This is a genomic window from Leptospiraceae bacterium, assembly GCA_025059995.1.
Lineage (GTDB): Bacteria > Spirochaetota > Leptospiria > Leptospirales > Leptonemataceae > SKYB61.
In genome coordinates this window covers 211,295-231,398 of sequence record JANXCF010000001.1, presented here as the reverse complement: position 1 = coordinate 231,398, position 20,104 = coordinate 211,295, and the positions used below count along the sequence as shown (strand labels likewise).

Genomic DNA, 20,104 nt, shown 5'->3' with positions numbered 1-20,104 from the left:
TCAAGTCGGATTTGACTCAAAAAAACTAAAAGTCAAACGACAAATCCACATTGTCTTTTAGTTTTATTGTTTTTTCGTCTTGGATTTTTTTCAAAAATTCTCTCCAAAAAAGGTCCTGTATGTTTCGTTGGATTTTCGGCTCACAAAGGAAGCGCACTGACAACAAAATACTGCCTCGAGTGAACTCAACAAAAACCTTCGGTGTTAACTTAGTAAAGTAAATTGAATATTCTTTATGTGACATCAAAATTCTTTCATCATCTTCAGAAGGAGTTTTCACGATTTCATTTACAATTTCTAAAGAGAGAGTTTCTGCTTTTTTCCAATCACTATCAATTGTGAGAGGGATTTTAATCTCCAGCCAATTAAAAGAAAACTCTTTGCTAAAATTCACTAAAGGATACGAATAAATCAAGGAATTGGGAATACTCACAATCCTTCCTGAGCTCTGTCCTCCCAAATTCTGTGGATACAGTTGTAACATCGTAAAGTCCACCAATCGAATATCAATCACATCTCCGTAATAATCATGAATACGGATGCGATCACCAATTTTGAAGGGTTTTCTCAAAATGATGTAGAAAAAAGCCGAGATGCCTAAAAAAATTTCTTTAAATACCAACAAAATACCAGCACCAAAAATTCCAATAAAAGTAATCAACTCCTTCAAGGTAGGTAGAAAAATAGGCAAACTAAACAAAATCACCAAGAAAAGAAAAGTATAATCTACGTATATTTTGTATTCTCTCTGTTGTTTTGGGTCCTGAGTTTTCTTCTTTATGAGATTGAGGACGTATTTTCTTATGATGAGAAAAAAAGAAATAATGACGAGCACATAAACAAAGTTCAAAGATAAATCTAAAATAAACTTGACCATTTCTAAATTCAGAATCTCCACCATAAAATCTTTTTTATAACAGAACTTACTGAAACAAGGAATTTTTACCAGCGCGCTCAAGTTAACTCATAAAGACCAATAAAGATTTTGATTTTCCAAACAACATACAGAGATATTGACAGATTGATTTTTTTATCATTAATAAACTCAACAAATATATACAAAGGGATTACTATATTTATCACAAATAGCAAATCAACAAAATTAGAATTAAGAGAACGGCTCAAGCAACTAATTTATAAAATTAGGGAATTGAAGTTTTTAGTGGTTTTTTTTATTTTTCGGGACTCCAAGAGCTTTATGAAACCCTCAAAAAACTCTACGAAGAAAGAAAATTAAACGATGAGCATATAAAAATTTTAGTTAGGTTCAAGTTAATAAAGGTTTGTATAGAATCCAAGAAGTTGCATGGAAAAATGAAATTCAGGAGTCATCTATTGAAGATTCTTGTTGTCTTAAAGAGATGCCATGAGTGAAGTTCGTGTCGATGACAAAAACACCCATGAACAAAATCGGTTTTTCGCAAAACTTCTGAAAGAAAGAAAACTCGTATCAAAAAAACGAAAGATCCCAACCATGCAAAACTCTATATTTTCATAATGAATGAAGAAATAAAGATAGTAAACAAAGAAATCACTACCTTCACGTTATTTTTATTTGCTCAACTTTACGACCTCACCGAAGAAGAAATCCTATTCGTCATGGTAAGATAACACCACAAAAAATCCAACTCAGCTCAAAAAAAACATCAAGTTCAAACAAAAGCCAAAAAAACGTGTTTCATCAAAATCAGGACGGCGCATTTTTACTTAATGCGAAACCTACGAAAGTTTGTTTTTGCTGTATGAAAATCCAACCAAACCTGACTTTACACAAAAAACGGAAAATTATGACAAACTCCCAAAAGAAGCACGAAATAGTTTAGATTTTTTATAAATTTTTTTATTTTTTCGTATGGATGCAACAAAATGCAAACGAATCCTGCGAGCTCACGTGAAATCATCATGGTTCAACAAAAGTGATCAGAAGAGTAAGGAATGATATTCCAGCAATTACAATCCATTGAAGAAAATCAAACCTCTTCTCTATCGACTCAAATCGCTGACTCATCACTTTAATCAACGACTCGAAGCGTGTATCCATCGCATGAAATCGATCATCCATCACTCTCATCAATGACTCGAAGCGTGCATTCATTGCATGAAATCGCTCATCCATCGTCCTCTGCAATGACTCAAAACGCTCATTCATCGCCAAAAATCGCTCCTCTATCGCTTTAAATCTCCCTTCTATCACCTCAAACCGTACACTCATCTCTCTCTGCAACGACACAAAGCGTGCTTTCATCTCTCTTTGCAGCGCCTCAAATCGATCGTTCATCGCATAAAACCGCTCGTCCATCGTCCTCTGCAACGCTTCAAATCGCTCATTCATCGCATGAAACCGCTCGTCCATCACTCTCATCAATGACTCAAACCTCTTGCCCTCAAGTTCCCTCAATGACTTCAGCTCCTTCTCTACCTTCAACAGCCTCTTCAATATAACACTCTTCCTCCCCTTCCCTATTCTCACTATTACCTCCTGCTTCTCTCTCAATAATTCCTCCAATATACTCGCTACCAGCGGTCTCAATTCCTCATGTTCCATACAACTACTGCTTACTCTAACCCCTTAAAATAAATCGTAAAGTTTTTTTTGACTCGTGCTTAAAGTTTATAAAGTGTTTGAGCTGAGTGTGTGTTTTCTTTCGTGCACTCATCAAAACCCTACAACAATCATGCTACATCCTGACTCAAATAAAAAACAAGCACAACTACTAGCTCTCGTATTGATGGTTTTTTCTCGTGAAGTAAAGACTCCTTCATCCCTCGTTCCCACTTCATGTCGTCTTATCAATCAATCATAATTATGATCACAAACACTGATTACGTTCTACTTCACCACTGACGAAAAAACATGCGGTTACGATGAGAGGAATAAGTTGGATTGAAAATGGGAAATGTTTTTGGATGATGGATCATAAAATTTCTTTGAAGATGTCTTGAGAAAAATAATTGTTGAAATCAATAAAATTATCAAGCTATACATCATTATGAGTTCTTTTGATTTAGAAAACCTTAAGAACTGGAAGATTCCCACAAAAAAGGGGACAAAATCGTGGAAGCAGGAAATTCTCGAGGAAATTGCTTTTTCTCTAAAAAAGTCTGAAGAACAACTAAGAAAATCATTAGATGAGTGTTCAAAAATTTATGAAAACTATCGAAATGCGAAAAGTTCAGAAGAAAAAACTCAATACCGAAATCAATACCAAATTGCAAGAGAAAAAGCCCTCACAGAAAAATGGAAATTCATGGTTCAAAGAGAAGCTATAGGTTTACGTTGGACTGATGAATTCGAGAAACGATACCCCACTCCACCGCTAATAGAAGATCAGTAAAACTTTCATTTTTTGTTTTCGTCCCCCTTCCCCAAAAAAAAGTTCCAACTATTTTGAAAAACTCCTAACGCTGTGCTTGTTATGGATTGGGAAATTTCTTCTAATACTTTTGGCGTTAATGTTTCATCAATCGCTTCTTTGAAACTTTTCTTAATTTCTTTTTTAAACTCAGGTAGTAATTCCTTCGCTGATTGAACAAAAGCCTGTTGAAGCTGAAGTTTGAATTCTTCAACTATTTTTGGAAAAAGTTCCTGAAGCTTGGATTTTAAATATTTCTGAATATACCAACGAAAAGTGAAAATTACTAACCAAGTTGTGAATATGCTCGTCAGTAAGCTCAAAGCTATCAAAAATAAAAAATCATTCATAAATAAAAAATCTAAATGAATCAAGAAATGTCAAATGTTTTGTTATGTTAATTTTCTTTCGAAATAGAGGAATGAACAACTCGATTTTTTTCAACGATTTTATAAAAGATTTAGATTATGATAAAATGAAGAAGATAATTTTTTGAGCCTAATTTTATCCAAAAATTGTTGATTTTATCAAAAAAAACAATATTGTCTCAAATGGAGGAATTAATGACCTCAGGTTCACCACTTGAAAATGAAAAGATTTGGGAAGATTTTAGAAAAAAGCTAAAAGAAGAAGTTCTGAACAGTGTAGAAGAGAAGATTAAAGCAGAATTTGATAAAAGACTAAATATAAAAAATAAAAGTTCAAGGGAGATGAAGATTTTAATCAAGAGGCTTGTGAAGATAGAAGAAGAACTAAGAGCACAAAGGGAGCTCCAAGACAAAAGATTTGAAGCTATTATTGCTCGGTTCGAAGCTATAGACGATAGATTTGAGTCCATGAATGCCCGGTTCGAAGCCATGAATGACAGATTCGAAGCCCTACAAAAAGAAATGAATGCCCGGTTCGAAGCCATGAATGACAGATTCGAAGCTATGAATGATAGATTCGAAGCCCTACAAAAAGAAATGAATATTCGTTTTACTGTAATCGAAAAAAAATATAATTTTCTGCTATGGTTTATTGCAACAGGTTTTTCGTTTCTTAGTGTTCTTATAACACTAATTAATTTGTTTGGTAAGTAAAAGCAATTAAGTTAAATTAGAATAAAAATATTCCCAAAACTTTTTTGATGAACTTGATTTTAATATCAACTAATAGTGTAAATATCTTGTCTTTAGTTTTAATTTTGATTAAATCAAATCATGGGCAGTATGTTGTTCTTTTACTTGTTCTTTTCAGTAATCCTTTTCATATTGATACTTTTTGAGTATATTCTTTATCGACGTTGGAATCGACGTATCCCATCTTCCAAACATCGTTTCGCTTTTTTTTTGTTTTATTGGATTTTGGCATTATTCAGTAATGGGTTTTTCGTGTTTTTGGTTCTATTTCGTTTTAACTTTCGAGTAGAATTTGAAGGGCTGTTTAAACATCTTTACTATTTGAGTCTTTCATGGAATTATTCTTTCTTTTTTGGATTCTTTTTGTGGGGGATTCTGTTTTTAGTTTTTTTTATAATCTACTATACTTGGCAAAACAGTAAGTTTCTTTTAAAATTTATAAATCCGATTTTCGTAAAATCTCAAAATCAAAACTCAAACATTCTTGTAAACTCCAAAGAAATTCTAAATCGAAAAACATTTCTGTTCACCACCACAGCAATAGCTATCGATACCATTCCTTTCATTGGAACCTCAAGCTCTTTATTCGGAATGTACGCAGGAACAAAGGATTTTGAGGTTTTCACAAGAGGTATTCCCATTCAAAACTTAGAATCAAATTTCAATCATTTTCGAATTGCTCATATTTCTGATTTGCATATTGGTTCGTTGATAACAGAAAAATATCTTACTCCTACAATTGAGATGATCAAAACACAAAAGCCTGACTGCATAGTTGTGACGGGAGATATTCTAGATAATTCCAAGTTGTATCTTTCAACTGTTGGATGGTATTTTCAGAAACTTTCTGAGATTGCCCCCGTTTATGCTATCTTAGGTAATCATGACCACATCGAAAATCCAAGATACTTGATACAAACATTACAGAAAGCTCGATCAAATGTATTGGTAAACGATTTTGATATCATTCAAAGAGGAAAAAATAAATTGATATTGATTGGTCTTGATTATCCTATTCAGCATCGTAGAAATAACTTATCACGTTTGTTTCTTTCAGAACTATCATTTAACGAGGTTTATCAAAAATTGCCTTTTAAAGACAAACCTATTATTGTTTTGAATCACCATCCAGGTGATTTTGAATACTTAAAAAACAAACCCATCCAGTTGGTTTTGGCTGGACACACTCATGGAGGTCAGATCATTCTTGATTCGAAGAAGGATATTTCTCTTTTATCCAATTTCATGAAATATCACGTAGATCTTTATCATGAAAATCAAGTTTATTTGTATGTGAATCGTGGATTAGGGCATTGGTTTCCTTTGAGGATTAATTGTCCACCCGAGATTACGATTCTAGAACTCTATAAGAAATAGACAACTCTGATGAGTTGAAATCACAAAACAATCGATATTTTTTATAACATATGCTAAATAAAAACAACAGACTGTGGTTTTTTGTTTTTTTGATTTTTATTGTTCATTTTTTAGTTACGAGTTGTCGCTTCTTCCACCAAAAACAAGAAAAGAATCGAACACTGTTTTTTTTCTTAAGAATCTTCACTGTTGGAGATTATTGGGCAAGGATATATGAATTTGATCCCCAAATTATTTTTAATCCGAAAAATATTTCATATTTACAAGAAGCTACTCCTGAAAATGTAGATCCCCAAAAACCAAAACTTATTTTGGTACCAGGCTGGGATTTTCGTGATCGTAGTTCGGTGAAACTTCCGTCCATAGATGAATTAAAGCAACGTGTTTTAACAAGGAATTGGGAACATCTTGTTTCTGAAAATGAGTTTATTTGGCTTTTACAAAACTATGAGGTTTTCACATTTGATTATTTGACTTCTGATCCCATTGATGTGAATGGTAAAAGACTAAGGGATTTGTTAGATAGGCTTTTTTTGAATTTTCAAAACCAAGTCATTATCTATGCTCATTCTATGGGGGGATTAATCAGTCGGTTTGCTCTCTACGAAGGAGAAAAACCAAACTATATCAAAGCGATCATAACCAATGGGACACCGTTTCATGGCTCTCCATGGGCAAGTCCCGAGTTTCAAAAAGATAAAACCCTTTTGGGATATATAGCTTCCTTTTTGACAGACACTGATGGTGGAAGAGACTTAGCTTGGGACAATTTCGATGGTTCTATCCCAAATGCTTACAACTGGAAGTTGTTTTTTATAAACCAGAGGACGGATCGAGATGATTTGATTTTTACTCTCTACGGTGAAATACCTAATGGAACAAATTTCGAAAGCGATTCAAAAAAGACATTTCAGACAATATGTCCTCTATTAAATGATTTTGGTCCTCATGATTGTATTGTTCCTACAAAAAGTGCATTACTAAATCCTTTCACTACCAAAGGTTTTAGACATTTGGGAAATTACGATCATTTAGATATCAATTGGCACACACCACAAATTAGAAGAAAACTTATTGACATCATTCAAGAATTTCAATAAAGTAGACTGATCAAGAAAATAAATAAAATTTGCTTAATCTTAGGGATAATAAAGTAATTATATGGTATAAATTTTGCTTTCAATCAATAGAATGAAAAGGAGGTGCTTATGTCAGCAGTAGTAAAGAAAGAATTAGAAGGCGAAAAAGTAGAAAAAGCAGAAAAAAGAAATCGATACTATATCCCCCCAGTTGATATATATGAAAACAACAATGAGTATATCCTTTTTGCTGAGATGCCAGGTGTAAACGAAGATGATGTAGATATCACCATTGAAAAAAACATTCTAACCATTCATGCGAAAGTCAATTTTACAGCTCCAGAAGGATATCGTCTTTTCTATTCTGAATATGGAATTGGAGACTACAAACGTTCATTTGAATTAGGAAATGAAATTGACCAAGACAAAATTGAAGCAACCATAAAAAATGGAGTTCTTAAACTCGTTCTACCCAAAATACAACCAAGTGTCAAAAAAATTCAAATAAAATCAATATAATTTTCCAAAAATTCACAAACAAACTCGATAGATGGGAAATCAATCCCATCTTCTTTATTTTCGTAAATCGCTGGAATGTTTGGGATGGGGCACCAAAGCCAGGGATTTGTTTTTCCGAAAATGGCTATTCCTGAAATTCCCATAAAAGAAGCCAGATGAGTTAAGCCTGAATCGTTCCCAATGTAAAATGTAGAATAAGATATTATCTTAATGAATTGAGATAGAGAATTTATCCTTTCGAACTTCACTTTTGGATGGTGGTTAAAAGAGCTAAAATGTTTAAAAATTCCTCTTTCCGCAGGTCCTTCTATCAAGACTAAGTTTTGGTTCTTCTGTAGAAGAAATTTACAAAGTTTTATAAAGTTTTCTAAATTCCAAATCTTTTCTTTGGAACCACTACCGGGGTGTATTATAATTGCTTTGCCTTGGGGAATATGTTTGATATGATAATATTTGTATAATACTGGTAAATCTAGAAAACCTAAGATTTCTTTCGTATAATAAAGTCGCAAAGGAATTAGGTAATCAGGTAATGTCTTCAGATATATAAGTTTTCTCCGATAGAGTCTTTCGATTTTATGGTAAAAATCCGTCAGTTTATGATAAATCAAAATGACATAACTAAAAGAGTTAAAAAAATCAACCAACTGCTCATCCAAAACAGACTCCCCTGCTTTTTCAACAAACAATGGAAGAAAGAATCTATCATCAAAAGATAAGGATTTCCCCAAATCGAAATAAGGTATGAGATTGATATAATCTGCATTTCCCACAAAAGTTACATCAAACTTATGAGCACATAAATTTTTTAACAAATCAAAAATAAGGATAGTATCTCCCAGAGCTCCAGGCTTGATAATTAAAATTTTCATCAATAGTGAAAAATCAATTCTTTATATTGCTGTATTTCATTTGCATCATAAGAACCAAAAACTTCTTTGATTGCTTTTTGTTTCTCTAATGTATAAATGCTTTTGCAAAGAAAAGAAAAAATCTTCACACCGCAGACATAATCATAATCTTTATTCAAAACTTCTCTTAGTGAAGCATAGTTTTGAAATAAAAACTCCTTTTTGTGAAAATACTCCAAAAACTTCAAGTAGGTCTCTTTGCTTAATTTAGAAGCTTTTCGAACTTCCTGATACCATTCATCTGGGATTTCTTTTTTTGAACCATTTTTGTATAATTCAAAATAAGAAATAAATAGTCTTTCAAAATAAAATATGCTTGATGGATTTTTTTTCTTTTTTTCTAAAATCTGTCTATTGGATTCGAAAAATTCAACAAATGACTTGTAATTTTTTGAAAAGAAATAATACCTTCCTATTTCTTCTATAAGGTAGTCTTTCAAAAGGCGATTTTGAACTTTATTGATTAAAGCTTCATCTTCAGATTGAAACGTTCTCGTAGTGATAAGAGAGGTGATATACTCTGCTATAAAGTTATCAGACACATTCTGTTGGGTTTGGTAAAACTCTTTTGCTAACTCCACTTCTAATTTTGGCAAATTTCGTTTGCGGACTTCTTTGAGGGATGTGATTATTAGGTCTTCGCGGTTTTTGATTAAGTTTAAAAAACGCTTTATGGTGAGATTTCTTTTATCTTGGAACTTTTCGTTTTTGTTATGAGTTTGTTCGTAAAAAAATAACAAATTCAAAAATAACTTGATCTCATCATTAAGCTCAAATGGCATGGGTTCATAAGATTGAGATTGTTCCAACGCCATCAAAAAACAAAACTCAGAAAAGTAATATTCCCGATTATAGAAAAAATAAATTCCACAATCATTCCAATCCGTCAAAGAAAGATTTTCTTTTGATCTATCAATTATATCAAAAGAATACGCTTTTTCGATTTTGAACTTTTCCTTTGAGTCCAAATGAAAAAAAAGAGAATTCCAAACAGGGTCCTTGAATTCTAACTTCTTTTTCATGTTTTGACACGAAGGAATCAAAGCAAGCATCAAAACGAAAATCAGGTAAATTCTCAAATTATTTTTCAAAACCATAATAAGAAATATCAATAAACCTAAGAAGGTATTTCAAGTAATCCCTATCATAGACGCCTGGATGGGGTATCATCAAAATTTCACTTTTTATGTGCAAATTCTCGTAAAACAAAATATCAATATCGATTTCACGAGGTCCGTAGCGAAAGCGTTCTTTTCTACCAATTTTTTTCTCTAATACTTTGACGAAATTAAGAAGTTCATAAGGATCCATTGATGTTTCTATTTCAATTACTTGATTGAGAAAATCAGGCTGATTTTCGTAAAGGATTGCTGGATTTTCTATCATGGGGGTGATGTTGAGAATGCGAAACTCAGGATTTTCTTTGATTTCTTTTATGGCTGATTCTATATATTGTTTTCGTGGTTCGATGTTTGAACCTAATGCCAGAACAACTCTTTTTTTTCTAACGATAGGATTTTGATTTTTTAAGTCTATAGTCGTCTGCATTGAGTTGGATTTCCAAGCACATTTCTTTAAGTCTACTATAAATCCTTCCATTCGAAATTTCTTTCCAAGCTTCCATTGGTTCATTTGATGTGAGAATGGTTAATAGATTTTTTTCGTATCTTGTATCAATCAAATCATATAATACGTTATTAACCCACGGAGTTTCCCGTTGAACTCCGAAATCATCGATAACCAACACTTCTACGTTAGCTAGTTCTTCTTCGATTTTTCTCCCTTCGCCGTAATATTCTGATTGAGGGTTAAAGCTGTCTCGTATTTTTCCTATGATGTCTCGAGAAATTTTTGCATATCGAACTCTGACTTGATACAAACGTATCAACTCATTCAATATGATACAAGCAAGAAAAGTTTTTCCTGTCCCAGTATTTCCATATAAATATAATCCATATTGATTTCCTCTTTTTTCTTTATAGTTTTTCAGAAGATTATGGACATTATCAATAGCAAAGTAATAGTCTTCATTTTCTAAAAATGTAGTATCGATCGAGGTTAAAAATTTATTTTTGTATCTTTCGGGTATCCCTGACTGCTTTTCCAATTGATGGATTTTTTTAAGAGCAATCCTTGCTTTTTTTGAGGGGCATTCCTTCATGCGATTTTCATTCGGATCGTAGTATTCGTATGGTGGGTTTCCATCACACAGCGTCATGTCTTCAACGCACTGGCAAAGACGATATATTGTTCCTACATTTGGATCTAAGGTTTCTTCTGTGATAATTCCTAATCCATGACAAATTGAACAATTTTCCTTACCATAATGGTAAGCATTTGTTTCTAAATCTTTTTTGATTTCATTGAAGATATGCTGCATTTTTTGTCATTACAAATTCTCATTTGAAACTCATCAAGCAATGATTTTTTTTGACATAAGCATTTATTTTTATTTTTTTAAAACCGATAGTGATTAGGGATATTTCATAGATGAGGTGGCTTTTATGAAAATAAAGGCATTGCAAATTTTGATTATTTTTTCGTTGGGGACAACATTGGTTGCTCAACAACCAGTTCAACCTGGTCAAGCACAACCCCAAGAGGCTCCTGCATTTCCTGGTCCGTATGAACCAACTCCCGGAGAATTGATTACCGAAGAAATTGATGAAGCACAATTGACTGATGAACAAAAGCGAATCCGTGCAAGAAACCTTCGCTCAGAAGAACTTTGGAAAAATGCTGATTATAGAGATTATGATCCATCATTTACAGAACTTTATAAACTTTCTAAGGCTTTTGCCAACAATAAATATCGACTTGCTTTATCTGCATTCCAAGCGGGGGTGAACTCCATCATCAAAATGAGAGAGGAAGAAGAACTCTTTCGAAAGAAAAGCGCAGAAACAAGAAGATTTAACGAAAAATGGTATTGGCAAGTTGTAGATAGAAAAGCTCAAGAAGAAAGACAAATCTATCAAATGAAACTCAAAGCAAAACAAGATGCTGTGACCTATTTTACAAGAGCCATTAATCATTTGGATGAAATTTTAAATCCTGAACTAAGAGAAAAAGAACCATTCAAAAGATTACTTTCTGCTGTTTATAGAAACTGGGTGATCTATCAATATGACTTAGGCAATATCCCTCAAACTATACCCATTTTAGAACATTATATCCAAATTGATGATAATGAAAAAGAATATCCTGCCCATAAATATTTGTCGCAAGCATATGCTTTCCAAGAAAAAATGATCATCAAATACGGAATGGGAACAGAAGATCAAATGCTTAGATATAGATATAAGAAAAATGTCCACCTCTTAAGAGCTACAGAATTGAAATACGGAAAAGAATCCGCCGAATACCGCCACGTTGTTTCTTTAGTAAATCGTGATGAAATCATATCCGTCATGCCATAACACCAACATCAAAAATCCCCACATTTTGGGGATTTTTTATTTCATTGAATGTCTTTAATTTTTTTTTCTATTTTGTTAAATTCATCGGGCTGTATTTTTTTGAAGTATGAAATCAACTCCAAAAAATCCTTCTTAAAAATGATGTTTTTTTCATAGCTCAATAAGGCTAATTCCCCCATATTGTGATACACGACGGGTAGTTTTATATTACTTTTCTCTAAGAGTTCGGTGGATTTGTGTGTGATTTTTTCTATCATCTTATACATTTCATCTTGATTTGGAGTATTATAGATTTTATGAATAAACACATTTTTAACAGGATTGATAGTTCGATGAATACGATGATTTTCTTTGACTAATTCATAAATTTCAATAGCCAAGTCACGATTTATTATCTCTTTATCTTTTGGTTTAAGATTATATAAAAAATTTACAATTTCTTCATCTGGGATAATTCCAGACAATAAAATTTGATAAAGAGTAAAAATTAGGTAGTCACTTTCAGAATTATCACCTATTAGAACTTCTTTACTATATGTTGGTTGCATTTTTCTCATATACAAAAGAACTTTGAGTTTGTAGCCTGTTTGCTCCATGATGGATTGTAGTGTTGCATTCAGAAATTTCATTGAGCGATTCAACATATCTTCGATGTTTTGGTTCATATAATCATTCAGATTAGTTAATATATGAAAAATTTTTGTAGATATACTAGAGATGGGATTAATTAACTTTTTTAAATAAATTCCATCTGGCGAAATTTGAAATTTCTTGAAGACACCTTCTAAAACCCTATGAAAAAATGTGGGCGATGCGGATATGAAAATCAAGGGATATTCGTATTTTTTGATCACTCTGTAATATTCATCCATACCAGGAATTGGCTTTTTGTTTTCTATTCTTTCTAATAAGGTTTCGAGAAGACCTTGACGACTTTCAAATTTTGTATTCAAGAATGTTTTATCAATATCAGAAATTATCACAAAACCCTCATAGTTCTTCGGAAGTATTCTTAATCTACCAAAACCGACAGGAATTCTTGGATCAAATAGTTTCTGTGGTGATAGATTTGCCAAATCAGCAAGGTTTTGACGTATAGAATCAATCCCTTTTATATAAGTTCTTACAAGGTATCTTCCAGATTCCAAACCCTCTTTGATTTTCTTCATAGGTAGTTCAAAATTTCCGCTACCATCACCAGCAAAGTTTTCGTAAGTAGCAATTGCAGGCATTTCTATCAGTTTGGCGATTTTTTCACTACCTTCATAGGGAATAATTTCTATCCGAATTCTTGGACTCCTAACAGGAGCCATGTTAATATCTTGAATGGCACGAAATCGATGGATTAAGTTTTCTGGTAACATACAAAATATATCCCATTCTTGATCCAAGTGGGTATCTAAAACAGGGATATCTATTATTTGACCTCTCACATAAACTCGATCCAGTTGACCCAGAGAACCGTTATAAATGGCAATTCTTTTTCTTCCTACTGCTGGTACTTGAAATTCATCACTCTGTTGAAATGATTTTTCCATAAAACAAACGTTCAAATTTCAGTTGATATTGAGTTGTGAATTAGATTGAAATAAAAATCAAGCAAATTTTGCTGGTTTAAAAAGAATGTCATCTCGTATTCCATTACCTTTATTCGTTTACTCAAAAAAATATAATTTTCATTTGGAAGGTCATGTTTTTCCTGCTATTAAATATTCATTAATTTACGAAAAACTAATTTCTGATCCAAGATTTTCAAAACATAAGTTTTACGAACCTACCTACGCTACTGTAGAACAATTGCAATTGGTCCATGACAAAGAATATATCGATGATCTAAGATTTGTTCGCTTTTCTAAAAGAGTTTATCGAAGCGAGCTCCCATTTACAAGAGAAATTATTGATGTTTTTTTCTTAGCAACGGGAGGAACTATTTTAGCAAGTGAACTCGCATTAGAACATGGAAGAGCCATCAATCTTTCTGGTGGATTTCATCATGCTTTCTCTGACCATGCTGAGGGTTTTTGTTACTTAAACGATGTTGCGATTGCCATTCGATATTTGCAGAAACAGAATAAAATCAAAAAGGCATTGGTGATTGACTTGGATGTTCATCAGGGGAATGGAACGGCAAAGATTTTTGAAAAAGATCGTAATAATGTTTTCACCTTTTCGATGCACGAAGAAAAGAATTACCCAATAAAAGAAAAAAGTTCATTAGACATTCCTTTAGAAACAGGTATAAAGGATCAAGAATATTTAAGTTTATTAGAAAAAGGTTTGGATTACATAAAAAGAAGATTCACACCTGATATAATTTTTTATGTTGCGGGTGTTGATCCTTATGAGATGGATCGTCTTGGAGGATTAAGCCTTACAAAAGAGGGTTTAAAGAAAAGAGACATTATGGTAAGAGATTTTATGCATGGGATTCCTTTGGTAACAGTTTTAGCTGGAGGCTATGCTATCAATACCCAAGATACCGTAGATCTTCACTTTCAGACTGCAGAAGTTATGGCTAATTTTTATTAAAGAACCTGATTATTAATGAAACACATAAAATTTTGAAACAAAAAAAACTAAAAATTTTTATTATGGGAATTTTTGGAAAATTAGAGGATTACTTCAAAAACAAAGTATCTGTAATGAAAAGTGATAAACCAAACATTTTAGATGATTTAACGGAGGCGGATATATTAGAAGATTTGCATAATAGACCCATTGTTCAAGGAAAATTCTTAGACAAAACCTATATTTTTGGAAAATTTTCAGAAACAGAAATCTATGAATTAATGGCATGGTCGGGTATATTTGAAAAGCTTCAAAAAAGAGGTTACCAAAACTACCAATTAGAGTTACAATATTTGTCAGACTTAGATCAAAGAATTCTCATCAAATGGCAAGATGAAGTTTTAATTCATATGAGATTAAAACTTTCTTCTTTTCGTTTTCGGTTTAGTCCAGGCGCACCATCAAAGAAATTACTTTTTATCGACTGGTTAATGACAAGAGATCCATTAAGAAAAAATGAAAGGAAAAGACCTTTATTTCAGGGTCAAGACTGCCCTGGTTTGGGTATCTTTAACGAAATTGCTGATTTTGTATTCAACTTGGCTATTGGTTTGAATGCTAAAGGAGCTTTCAACATTCCTGAATATTTCCACGATGCCGTATTGTTCCATAGGCAATTTCGATTCTATGATCCTGAAAGAGAAGCATTTTTTCGTGCGCTAGTTCGAGACTTGAGAAAATATGGAACAAGAAACATAACAGAAGCACTTTCTCAAAGTCGAGTTCTTGATCAAGACAACCAAACTGTTAGTTGGGTTCCAGGTGAGATGATCACATTGATTGATCCAGAGTTTAGTGATTTTGTTTGGAATAAAGATTATTTCAGTAAAGTTGTTCGTTATCTAAAAAGATACCACTTTCGAGTCATCGATAGTTAAAATCCTTTTGAAATATTATAAAAGTTACTTAATTTCTTACTTGAATATGAAGCCAATAAACAATTTTTATTCTTGTGGATGAAAAAATTCAGTTCTTGAGAAAAAAACTGATTGAGCTGACTTCAATTGGATTATATGCACTCAAAACTGGCACGGAAGTTGAAGATATGAATTTCGAAGAAATCCAGTTTTTAAGAGAAATCAGCAAAGACATAGTCCCACTTTACGTCAAGATAGGAGGTCCGGAAGCAAGGAATGATATTCGCTTTTTACTTAGTATTGGAGTAGATTGTATAATTGCTCCCATGATTGAATCACCCTATGCATTAAAAAACTTCATCAAAACAATAAAGGAATTACAAGAACAGCATGAGCGAACATGCAAAGCAGGAATCAACATAGAAACCATAACTGGCTATATGCAACTCAATGGAATACTAAATTCAGAATACATAAAAGACATACATCAAATCACAGCTGCGAGAACAGATTTATCAGGTTCATTAGAACTCCATCCTGATGATCAACGTGTGATAGAAATATGCAAAGAAATCATTCTAAATACAAAAAAAAAGAACATAACAACTTCATTAGGGGGAGCAATTCATCCCAAAATCATTTCAGTTTTGGTTCAAGAAATTCCCTCAGACTTTATTAACACAAGACATCTAATCATAAAACGAGAAGCACTACTAAAAAATTCTTCTGCAATTCTTGCCCGGCATCTCGAATTTGAACTTTTTTTGTATGAACTTTTATCCTCAACAAAAGATCCAATCAGAAAGAAAATCCATCAAAAAAGATATAACATCCTAAAAGAACGGTTATCATAAATGCTTCGACTTCTATATTTGTAAAATAATTTTTCATTCACTAAATCATTAACCTCAAATAAAAAAGAATTGCATGACTAATCATAAATTGATTCCATAATTTTAAATTTTAATTTGAGCAAATATGATTTACAAAATACTTAGCAAAAAGTTCAAAAATCTCCCAGGAAGACCTGCAGATTACGATTTACTTTTGTTAGCATTTGTAGACGTGATTTTACTTTTTTTTTCAAATTCTTATGGATTTTTGCTTCCAACGTTCATAAACTCCATCATAATAGTTTTTGATTTCATAACTATTTCTATCTGGGGTTTTGACTTATTTATTCGCTTGAGAAAAGAAAAAAAAGAAGAAATGAAATATAAGTACTTATTAAACCACTGGTATGAAGTTGCTGGTATTATTCCTTTTCAAGTTTTAAGACCTTTACTTCTTCTACGTGGTGTTAAGTTAGCTATAGCCTTTTATAAACTAGGTAAATCCGATGAAGAGATTTCCAAAGCTTTGACTAGAGAAATCACTTTTAAATTCAGAGATATTATCGTAGATACTATTGCTGATGCTGTGTTTCTTCAATCACTAAAGCGTGTTGAAGAAGTGATGGTTCGACTTAATTACTCCGAACTTGCTAGGGAAGCTTTCAAAAAATACGAAAACGAACTTGCCGATGTAGTAAAGAAAAGTCTTAATTCAAAAACTACTATCGGTGAGTTATCAAAACTTCCCTTTATGGGAAATATTGCCAACTACGCGGGAGAAGAAATGAGCAAAGTGATTAGCGAAATCATGGAAACAGAAGTATTCGGAAACATCATGAAAGAAATCACAAAAGGAATCCTAAAAGAAATGTATGAAAGAGTGCAAAAATTAGATATTGAACGAATCACAGGAAAAAAAGAAGACTGAATTTATAACTTTGACTTTCTAAAATACAATGTTTTTTCAACTTTTGCAATGAGGGTGTTAGTGAACTTCCCTTTGATTTCTATGGAAAAAACTTTTTCTATACTTCTTTTTTTAGCTAATCCATCCATAATTTCGTGAATATCATTATCTGTTATTTTGAACTCCGCATATACATTCTCGGTAGTAGCTCGAGCGAATTCAATACAAGCTTTTTTATCCCAAACAATGTAATCTCTCCCCAAAATCTTCAAGAACATATACATCAAAAAAGGATCTGTTAAAGCAAATAGAGCTCCACCAAAATGACTTCCTACGTAATTTTTATTGTAAAAAAACAAAGGCATTTCTACTCTCACATATCGATAGTCCTTCGTTATATCCGTTACTTTAATACCTAAAGTCCAAAAAACTGGATACAATGAAAAAAAAATTTCTGGAGGAAGTAGACTTTCTAAAATTTCCCAAATAAAAAAAGGCTTAGTATTTATGATCCTCTCTTTTGGTTTCATTCATACAATTGATTTTAAAGTCAATTTTTGTCTATAAAAAAACCCGTTCACTTAGATGTGAACGGGTTTGAAGTTTTAAGCTAATTTTTCTCTTCGATACCAATAGATCAAACCTAAGATACCACCAATGAGTATTATGCCTGGAATCACTACTTTATAGGTTATATTTGGATTTTGCAAGAGATAAGCGGCAATCGCAGAATCAGCATCACCAATATGTTTGATTCTTACATGAGTAATTTCAATATTGGCATCATAGCCTCGATCTGGTTGCCACATATCATTTAGCCATGTTATGTCCAACTTCACATGACCTTCTGGAAGATTAAGCATGGTTTTTCCAACAAGATATTTTCCTTGTGCTGCTGGAATGGTAATGTAATTAGACATACCATTAGCTGCTACCAAAACTTGGTATTCTTTATACTCAGGCATTAATGGCCAACCTTCTTTTGCATTCCCAGCCTTTACGTAAATTTCATATTTTCCTGATTTTGGTGTTTTGAGACAATAACTTACTGTCTGGTCTTGCCAATATGTATAAGCTGATGGAGGATCAATGCCAACGAACCATCTTCCATTTACATCACAAAAGTTACTTCCTTTTCTTGATAAAATTTGTTTTGGTTCTTTTTTAGGTTGATTGAGGATTAAAATTCTCTTTATTTGAATGTTTGCATCGAATTCATCGGGTTGCCATGCATCGTTTGTCCAGATTAAGTTGATTTCATTCTTTCCCTTCTTAAGTTCAATGTTTAAAGATCCTCTATGATATTTTTTATCATGGGCACGAATTAACATGGTTCCTAAGGTTTCTCCTGTATTGTTGTTTACTACTTTCACATTGAAGAAATGATACCAATTAGGTAGAGGTCCGTGAATATTTCTCGCTACGACTACCAATCGGAATTGTTTGGTATTACATGTGCTATTGATCGTTATTAAAAGATTTTGATATGCCCAGTAAGTATGAATTCCTTTTGCTTTGATGGTTTTTTTGGGGTTTTTAGGATGTGGTAGTAATTCTAAATCTGAATTGAACCAAGTTCCTTTTGTTGTATCAATCTTTACGATATTTGCTTTGCAACTCTTATTTACTTCTTCTACTACTACGTCTGGTATATACTCCTCATCTGCTAAATCCTCTTCTTCCATTTCCTCTTCCATTTTTGTTGCCATCTCTTCTTCTTGGATTTCTTCTTCAGTCATTTTTTCTTCTTGAGGTAGAACTTCTTGCTTACTGATTTTTTCTTCTTTAGAAGTAGTTTCAGTTCCTTCTCTACTATATTTTGGGTCTGGTAATTCTACTACTTCAGATTTCTCTGCAGATTGTGAAACAAGTTTATTTGATTCCACTTTGTGTTCGTATATATCCGCTGGTACAGGCTCATAGGGATTAACGATTGTTAATCTAACATCTACTTCAGCTTTTTCTTTCACAATTTTTTCAATGGGATCTTCAGCTACATCTCCCAAGCATGCATCATCCTCAGGAGGCATTACATGAAGACAATACTTTCCTGGAGGACAAACATAACTATTACATGGTTTTATTGGATATTCAGGAACTGGTAGCACTACTGGTTGATCAATTTGATCAACGGGTTGTTTTGGTAATTCAATTATGGTATCTCCACTACCCTCCTTGTCTTCACTATTTTCACCATCCCTTGGAACACCAGGCAATTCCACTTCATCTTTTCCCTCACCAGGTGGTTGTGGCATTGGGGGTATTTCTGGAATTTCGATAATTCCTACGACATTTTCTTCATCCCTTGACTCATCTGATTTTGAATCCTCTGAATTACTTGCGGATTCTTCTTCAGATGTACTTCCTGAAGTATTTTCCTGACTTGTTGTTGCACCTTCAGAAGTATTTTTTGAAACATCTATTTTATTTTTATCATCATTTTTGTCTGAATTTCTTGGCGCATCTTGATTTTCATTATTTGCTGTGGTTTCACTTTTTGATTCACCTTGATTTTTTTCATCTTTTTTTGGCAAATTTGCCGTATCTATTACACCATAATTATTACCCACTTCAATAGAAGGCGTCTGTTGAGTAGTCGTAGTTTCATTCGCTGCTGTTTTTGGATTTTCTGGTGAAACCAACGGTCCTCCTTCACCTGATGCTAAATTTGGCAAAAGCAATAAACCTGATTTTTTTCCACCACAATAACCCAAGCTTAACCCAACAACCACAAGGATTGTTAAGGTAAGCCACCTTTTCTTTGGTTTCATAAATCCCTCCTTTTTATAACTCTATACGAAATTTTTTGTTTTTCTCTAAGACTATTCAGTAAAATTTCTTAATTTTTCAAAATATTCTCTTTTTTTATCCACTTTTGAACAAATAGATACAATAATTGAGATTTATGTCAAAATATAAAGTAGTAAATTATACATCAAAAAACAGAACTTTTTTACTTAGCAAGAAAAAACAAGATTGACAAATTATATCTAAAAAAAAACATGTTTAGTAAGAGGGCCAGTAGCTCAGTCGGTTAGAGCACTTCTCTGATAAGGAAGGGGTCGGTAGTTCGAATCTACCCTGGCCCAAATAAAACAAAATGAAGTCAAAATCCGTAAAATTCTTACCATACAAGAAACCTTTTTTTAAAAAGGAAAAC

At 32.7% G+C, this 20,104-nt stretch carries 21 protein-coding genes and 1 tRNA gene; 12 read left to right on the top strand and 10 right to left on the bottom strand.

Annotation, left to right across the window (positions count from 1 at the left end; genetic code table 11):
• Nucleotides 1–25: 25 nt before the first annotated feature.
• On the bottom strand, nucleotides 26–877 hold the full coding sequence (locus NZ853_01090; protein ID MCS7204273.1) for a mechanosensitive ion channel family protein: 852 nt from the start codon (nucleotides 875–877) through the stop codon (nucleotides 26–28).
• A 489-nt stretch (nucleotides 878–1,366) separates the two neighbouring features.
• Here NZ853_01090 and NZ853_01085 point away from each other — a divergent pair, with 489 nt between their 5' ends.
• Nucleotides 1,367–1,498, top strand: coding sequence for a hypothetical protein (locus NZ853_01085; protein MCS7204272.1), 132 nt, complete (start codon nucleotides 1,367–1,369; stop codon nucleotides 1,496–1,498).
• A 402-nt stretch (nucleotides 1,499–1,900) separates the two neighbouring features.
• Here the strand turns inward: NZ853_01085 and NZ853_01080 are convergent, their stop codons facing one another.
• Nucleotides 1,901–2,212 (bottom strand): hypothetical protein, encoded by a 312-nt coding sequence (locus NZ853_01080; GenBank protein ID MCS7204271.1) that lies wholly within the window; start codon nucleotides 2,210–2,212, stop codon nucleotides 1,901–1,903.
• A 778-nt stretch (nucleotides 2,213–2,990) separates the two neighbouring features.
• Here NZ853_01080 and NZ853_01075 point away from each other — a divergent pair.
• On the top strand, nucleotides 2,991–3,335 hold the full coding sequence (locus NZ853_01075; protein MCS7204270.1) for a hypothetical protein: 345 nt from the start codon (nucleotides 2,991–2,993) through the stop codon (nucleotides 3,333–3,335).
• Between the two features lie 5 nt (nucleotides 3,336–3,340).
• Here the strand turns inward: NZ853_01075 and NZ853_01070 are convergent, their stop codons facing one another.
• On the bottom strand, nucleotides 3,341–3,703 hold the full coding sequence (locus NZ853_01070) for a hypothetical protein (GenBank protein MCS7204269.1): 363 nt from the start codon (nucleotides 3,701–3,703) through the stop codon (nucleotides 3,341–3,343).
• Between the two features lie 213 nt (nucleotides 3,704–3,916).
• Between NZ853_01070 and NZ853_01065 the strand changes: the two genes are divergently transcribed.
• The 4 genes from NZ853_01065 to NZ853_01050 all read left to right on the top strand — a co-directional run bounded on the left by NZ853_01065 (nucleotide 3,917) and on the right by NZ853_01050 (nucleotide 7,449).
• Entirely contained in the window at nucleotides 3,917–4,435 is a 519-nt protein-coding gene (locus NZ853_01065; protein MCS7204268.1) for a hypothetical protein, read from the top strand.
• Between the two features lie 129 nt (nucleotides 4,436–4,564).
• On the top strand, nucleotides 4,565–5,851 hold the full coding sequence (locus NZ853_01060) for a metallophosphoesterase (GenBank protein MCS7204267.1): 1,287 nt from the start codon (nucleotides 4,565–4,567) through the stop codon (nucleotides 5,849–5,851).
• 50 nt (nucleotides 5,852–5,901) lie between these two features.
• Nucleotides 5,902–6,951, top strand: a complete 1,050-nt coding sequence (locus NZ853_01055) for a hypothetical protein (protein ID MCS7204266.1) — start codon at nucleotides 5,902–5,904, stop codon at nucleotides 6,949–6,951.
• 108 nt (nucleotides 6,952–7,059) lie between these two features.
• Nucleotides 7,060–7,449: an Hsp20/alpha crystallin family protein gene (locus NZ853_01050; GenBank protein ID MCS7204265.1), complete on the top strand. Its 390-nt coding sequence runs from the start codon at nucleotides 7,060–7,062 to the stop codon at nucleotides 7,447–7,449.
• Here NZ853_01050 and NZ853_01045 read toward each other — a convergent pair.
• The 4 genes from NZ853_01045 to NZ853_01030 are packed head-to-tail and all read right to left on the bottom strand — an operon-like array spanning nucleotide 7,431 to nucleotide 10,740.
• Complete coding sequence (locus NZ853_01045) at nucleotides 7,431–8,321, bottom strand: glycosyltransferase family 9 protein (protein ID MCS7204264.1); 891 nt, start codon at nucleotides 8,319–8,321, stop codon at nucleotides 7,431–7,433. The genes NZ853_01050 and NZ853_01045 overlap by 19 nt on opposite strands.
• Entirely contained in the window at nucleotides 8,321–9,382 is a 1,062-nt protein-coding gene (locus NZ853_01040) for a hypothetical protein (GenBank protein MCS7204263.1), read from the bottom strand. The genes NZ853_01045 and NZ853_01040 overlap by 1 nt, the downstream gene beginning before the upstream one ends.
• Before the next feature lie 58 nt (nucleotides 9,383–9,440).
• Nucleotides 9,441–9,908, bottom strand: a complete 468-nt coding sequence (folK, locus tag NZ853_01035) for a 2-amino-4-hydroxy-6-hydroxymethyldihydropteridine diphosphokinase (protein MCS7204262.1) — start codon at nucleotides 9,906–9,908, stop codon at nucleotides 9,441–9,443.
• Complete coding sequence (locus tag NZ853_01030) at nucleotides 9,865–10,740, bottom strand: ATP-binding protein (GenBank protein MCS7204261.1); 876 nt, start codon at nucleotides 10,738–10,740, stop codon at nucleotides 9,865–9,867. The genes folK and NZ853_01030 overlap by 44 nt, the downstream gene beginning before the upstream one ends.
• Before the next feature lie 124 nt (nucleotides 10,741–10,864).
• Between NZ853_01030 and NZ853_01025 the strand changes: the two genes are divergently transcribed.
• Nucleotides 10,865–11,779: a hypothetical protein gene (locus tag NZ853_01025; protein MCS7204260.1), complete on the top strand. Its 915-nt coding sequence runs from the start codon at nucleotides 10,865–10,867 to the stop codon at nucleotides 11,777–11,779.
• Nucleotides 11,780–11,820: 41 nt separating this feature from the next.
• On the opposite strand, the gene NZ853_01020 is transcribed toward NZ853_01025, so the two are convergent.
• Complete coding sequence (locus tag NZ853_01020; protein ID MCS7204259.1) at nucleotides 11,821–13,317, bottom strand: hypothetical protein; 1,497 nt, start codon at nucleotides 13,315–13,317, stop codon at nucleotides 11,821–11,823.
• A gap of 85 nt (nucleotides 13,318–13,402) precedes the next feature.
• On the opposite strand from NZ853_01020, the gene NZ853_01015 reads away from it, so the two are divergent.
• The 4 genes from NZ853_01015 to NZ853_01000 all read left to right on the top strand — a co-directional run bounded on the left by NZ853_01015 (nucleotide 13,403) and on the right by NZ853_01000 (nucleotide 16,965).
• Nucleotides 13,403–14,308: a histone deacetylase gene (locus NZ853_01015; protein MCS7204258.1), complete on the top strand. Its 906-nt coding sequence runs from the start codon at nucleotides 13,403–13,405 to the stop codon at nucleotides 14,306–14,308.
• 62 nt (nucleotides 14,309–14,370) lie between these two features.
• On the top strand, nucleotides 14,371–15,225 hold the full coding sequence (locus NZ853_01010; protein ID MCS7204257.1) for a hypothetical protein: 855 nt from the start codon (nucleotides 14,371–14,373) through the stop codon (nucleotides 15,223–15,225).
• Between the two features lie 74 nt (nucleotides 15,226–15,299).
• Complete coding sequence (locus NZ853_01005; protein ID MCS7204256.1) at nucleotides 15,300–16,058, top strand: aldolase/citrate lyase family protein; 759 nt, start codon at nucleotides 15,300–15,302, stop codon at nucleotides 16,056–16,058.
• Between the two features lie 124 nt (nucleotides 16,059–16,182).
• Nucleotides 16,183–16,965, top strand: coding sequence for a hypothetical protein (locus NZ853_01000; protein ID MCS7204255.1), 783 nt, complete (start codon nucleotides 16,183–16,185; stop codon nucleotides 16,963–16,965).
• Nucleotides 16,966–16,967: 2 nt separating this feature from the next.
• Here NZ853_01000 and NZ853_00995 read toward each other — a convergent pair whose 3' ends face one another.
• Both NZ853_00995 and NZ853_00990 read right to left on the bottom strand, forming a co-directional pair.
• Entirely contained in the window at nucleotides 16,968–17,474 is a 507-nt protein-coding gene (locus tag NZ853_00995) for a DUF4442 domain-containing protein (protein ID MCS7204254.1), read from the bottom strand.
• 75 nt (nucleotides 17,475–17,549) lie between these two features.
• On the bottom strand, nucleotides 17,550–19,715 hold the full coding sequence (locus NZ853_00990; protein ID MCS7204253.1) for a hypothetical protein: 2,166 nt from the start codon (nucleotides 19,713–19,715) through the stop codon (nucleotides 17,550–17,552).
• A 244-nt stretch (nucleotides 19,716–19,959) separates the two neighbouring features.
• Between NZ853_00990 and NZ853_00985 the strand changes: the two genes are divergently transcribed.
• A tRNA-Ile gene (locus NZ853_00985) sits at nucleotides 19,960–20,033 on the top strand.
• Nucleotides 20,034–20,104 lie beyond the last annotated feature (71 nt).

Coding starts and splice junctions, on each gene's coding strand:
- NZ853_01090 (MCS7204273.1), bottom strand. CDS start 877: ATGGTCAAGTTTATTTTAGATTTATCTTTGAACTTTGTTTATGTGCTC.
- NZ853_01085 (MCS7204272.1), top strand. CDS start 1,367: ATGAGTGAAGTTCGTGTCGATGACAAAAACACCCATGAACAAAATCGG.
- NZ853_01080 (MCS7204271.1), bottom strand. CDS start 2,212: ATGAGTGTACGGTTTGAGGTGATAGAAGGGAGATTTAAAGCGATAGAG.
- NZ853_01075 (MCS7204270.1), top strand. CDS start 2,991: ATGAGTTCTTTTGATTTAGAAAACCTTAAGAACTGGAAGATTCCCACA.
- NZ853_01070 (MCS7204269.1), bottom strand. CDS start 3,703: ATGAATGATTTTTTATTTTTGATAGCTTTGAGCTTACTGACGAGCATA.
- NZ853_01065 (MCS7204268.1), top strand. CDS start 3,917: ATGACCTCAGGTTCACCACTTGAAAATGAAAAGATTTGGGAAGATTTT.
- NZ853_01060 (MCS7204267.1), top strand. CDS start 4,565: ATGTTGTTCTTTTACTTGTTCTTTTCAGTAATCCTTTTCATATTGATA.
- NZ853_01055 (MCS7204266.1), top strand. CDS start 5,902: ATGCTAAATAAAAACAACAGACTGTGGTTTTTTGTTTTTTTGATTTTT.
- NZ853_01050 (MCS7204265.1), top strand. CDS start 7,060: ATGTCAGCAGTAGTAAAGAAAGAATTAGAAGGCGAAAAAGTAGAAAAA.
- NZ853_01045 (MCS7204264.1), bottom strand. CDS start 8,321: ATGAAAATTTTAATTATCAAGCCTGGAGCTCTGGGAGATACTATCCTT.
- NZ853_01040 (MCS7204263.1), bottom strand. CDS start 9,382: ATGAAAAAGAAGTTAGAATTCAAGGACCCTGTTTGGAATTCTCTTTTT.
- folK (MCS7204262.1), bottom strand. CDS start 9,908: ATGCAGACGACTATAGACTTAAAAAATCAAAATCCTATCGTTAGAAAA.
- NZ853_01030 (MCS7204261.1), bottom strand. CDS start 10,740: ATGCAGCATATCTTCAATGAAATCAAAAAAGATTTAGAAACAAATGCT.
- NZ853_01025 (MCS7204260.1), top strand. CDS start 10,865: ATGAAAATAAAGGCATTGCAAATTTTGATTATTTTTTCGTTGGGGACA.
- NZ853_01020 (MCS7204259.1), bottom strand. CDS start 13,317: ATGGAAAAATCATTTCAACAGAGTGATGAATTTCAAGTACCAGCAGTA.
- NZ853_01015 (MCS7204258.1), top strand. CDS start 13,403: ATGTCATCTCGTATTCCATTACCTTTATTCGTTTACTCAAAAAAATAT.
- NZ853_01010 (MCS7204257.1), top strand. CDS start 14,371: ATGGGAATTTTTGGAAAATTAGAGGATTACTTCAAAAACAAAGTATCT.
- NZ853_01000 (MCS7204255.1), top strand. CDS start 16,183: ATGATTTACAAAATACTTAGCAAAAAGTTCAAAAATCTCCCAGGAAGA.
- NZ853_00995 (MCS7204254.1), bottom strand. CDS start 17,474: ATGAAACCAAAAGAGAGGATCATAAATACTAAGCCTTTTTTTATTTGG.
- NZ853_00990 (MCS7204253.1), bottom strand. CDS start 19,715: ATGAAACCAAAGAAAAGGTGGCTTACCTTAACAATCCTTGTGGTTGTT.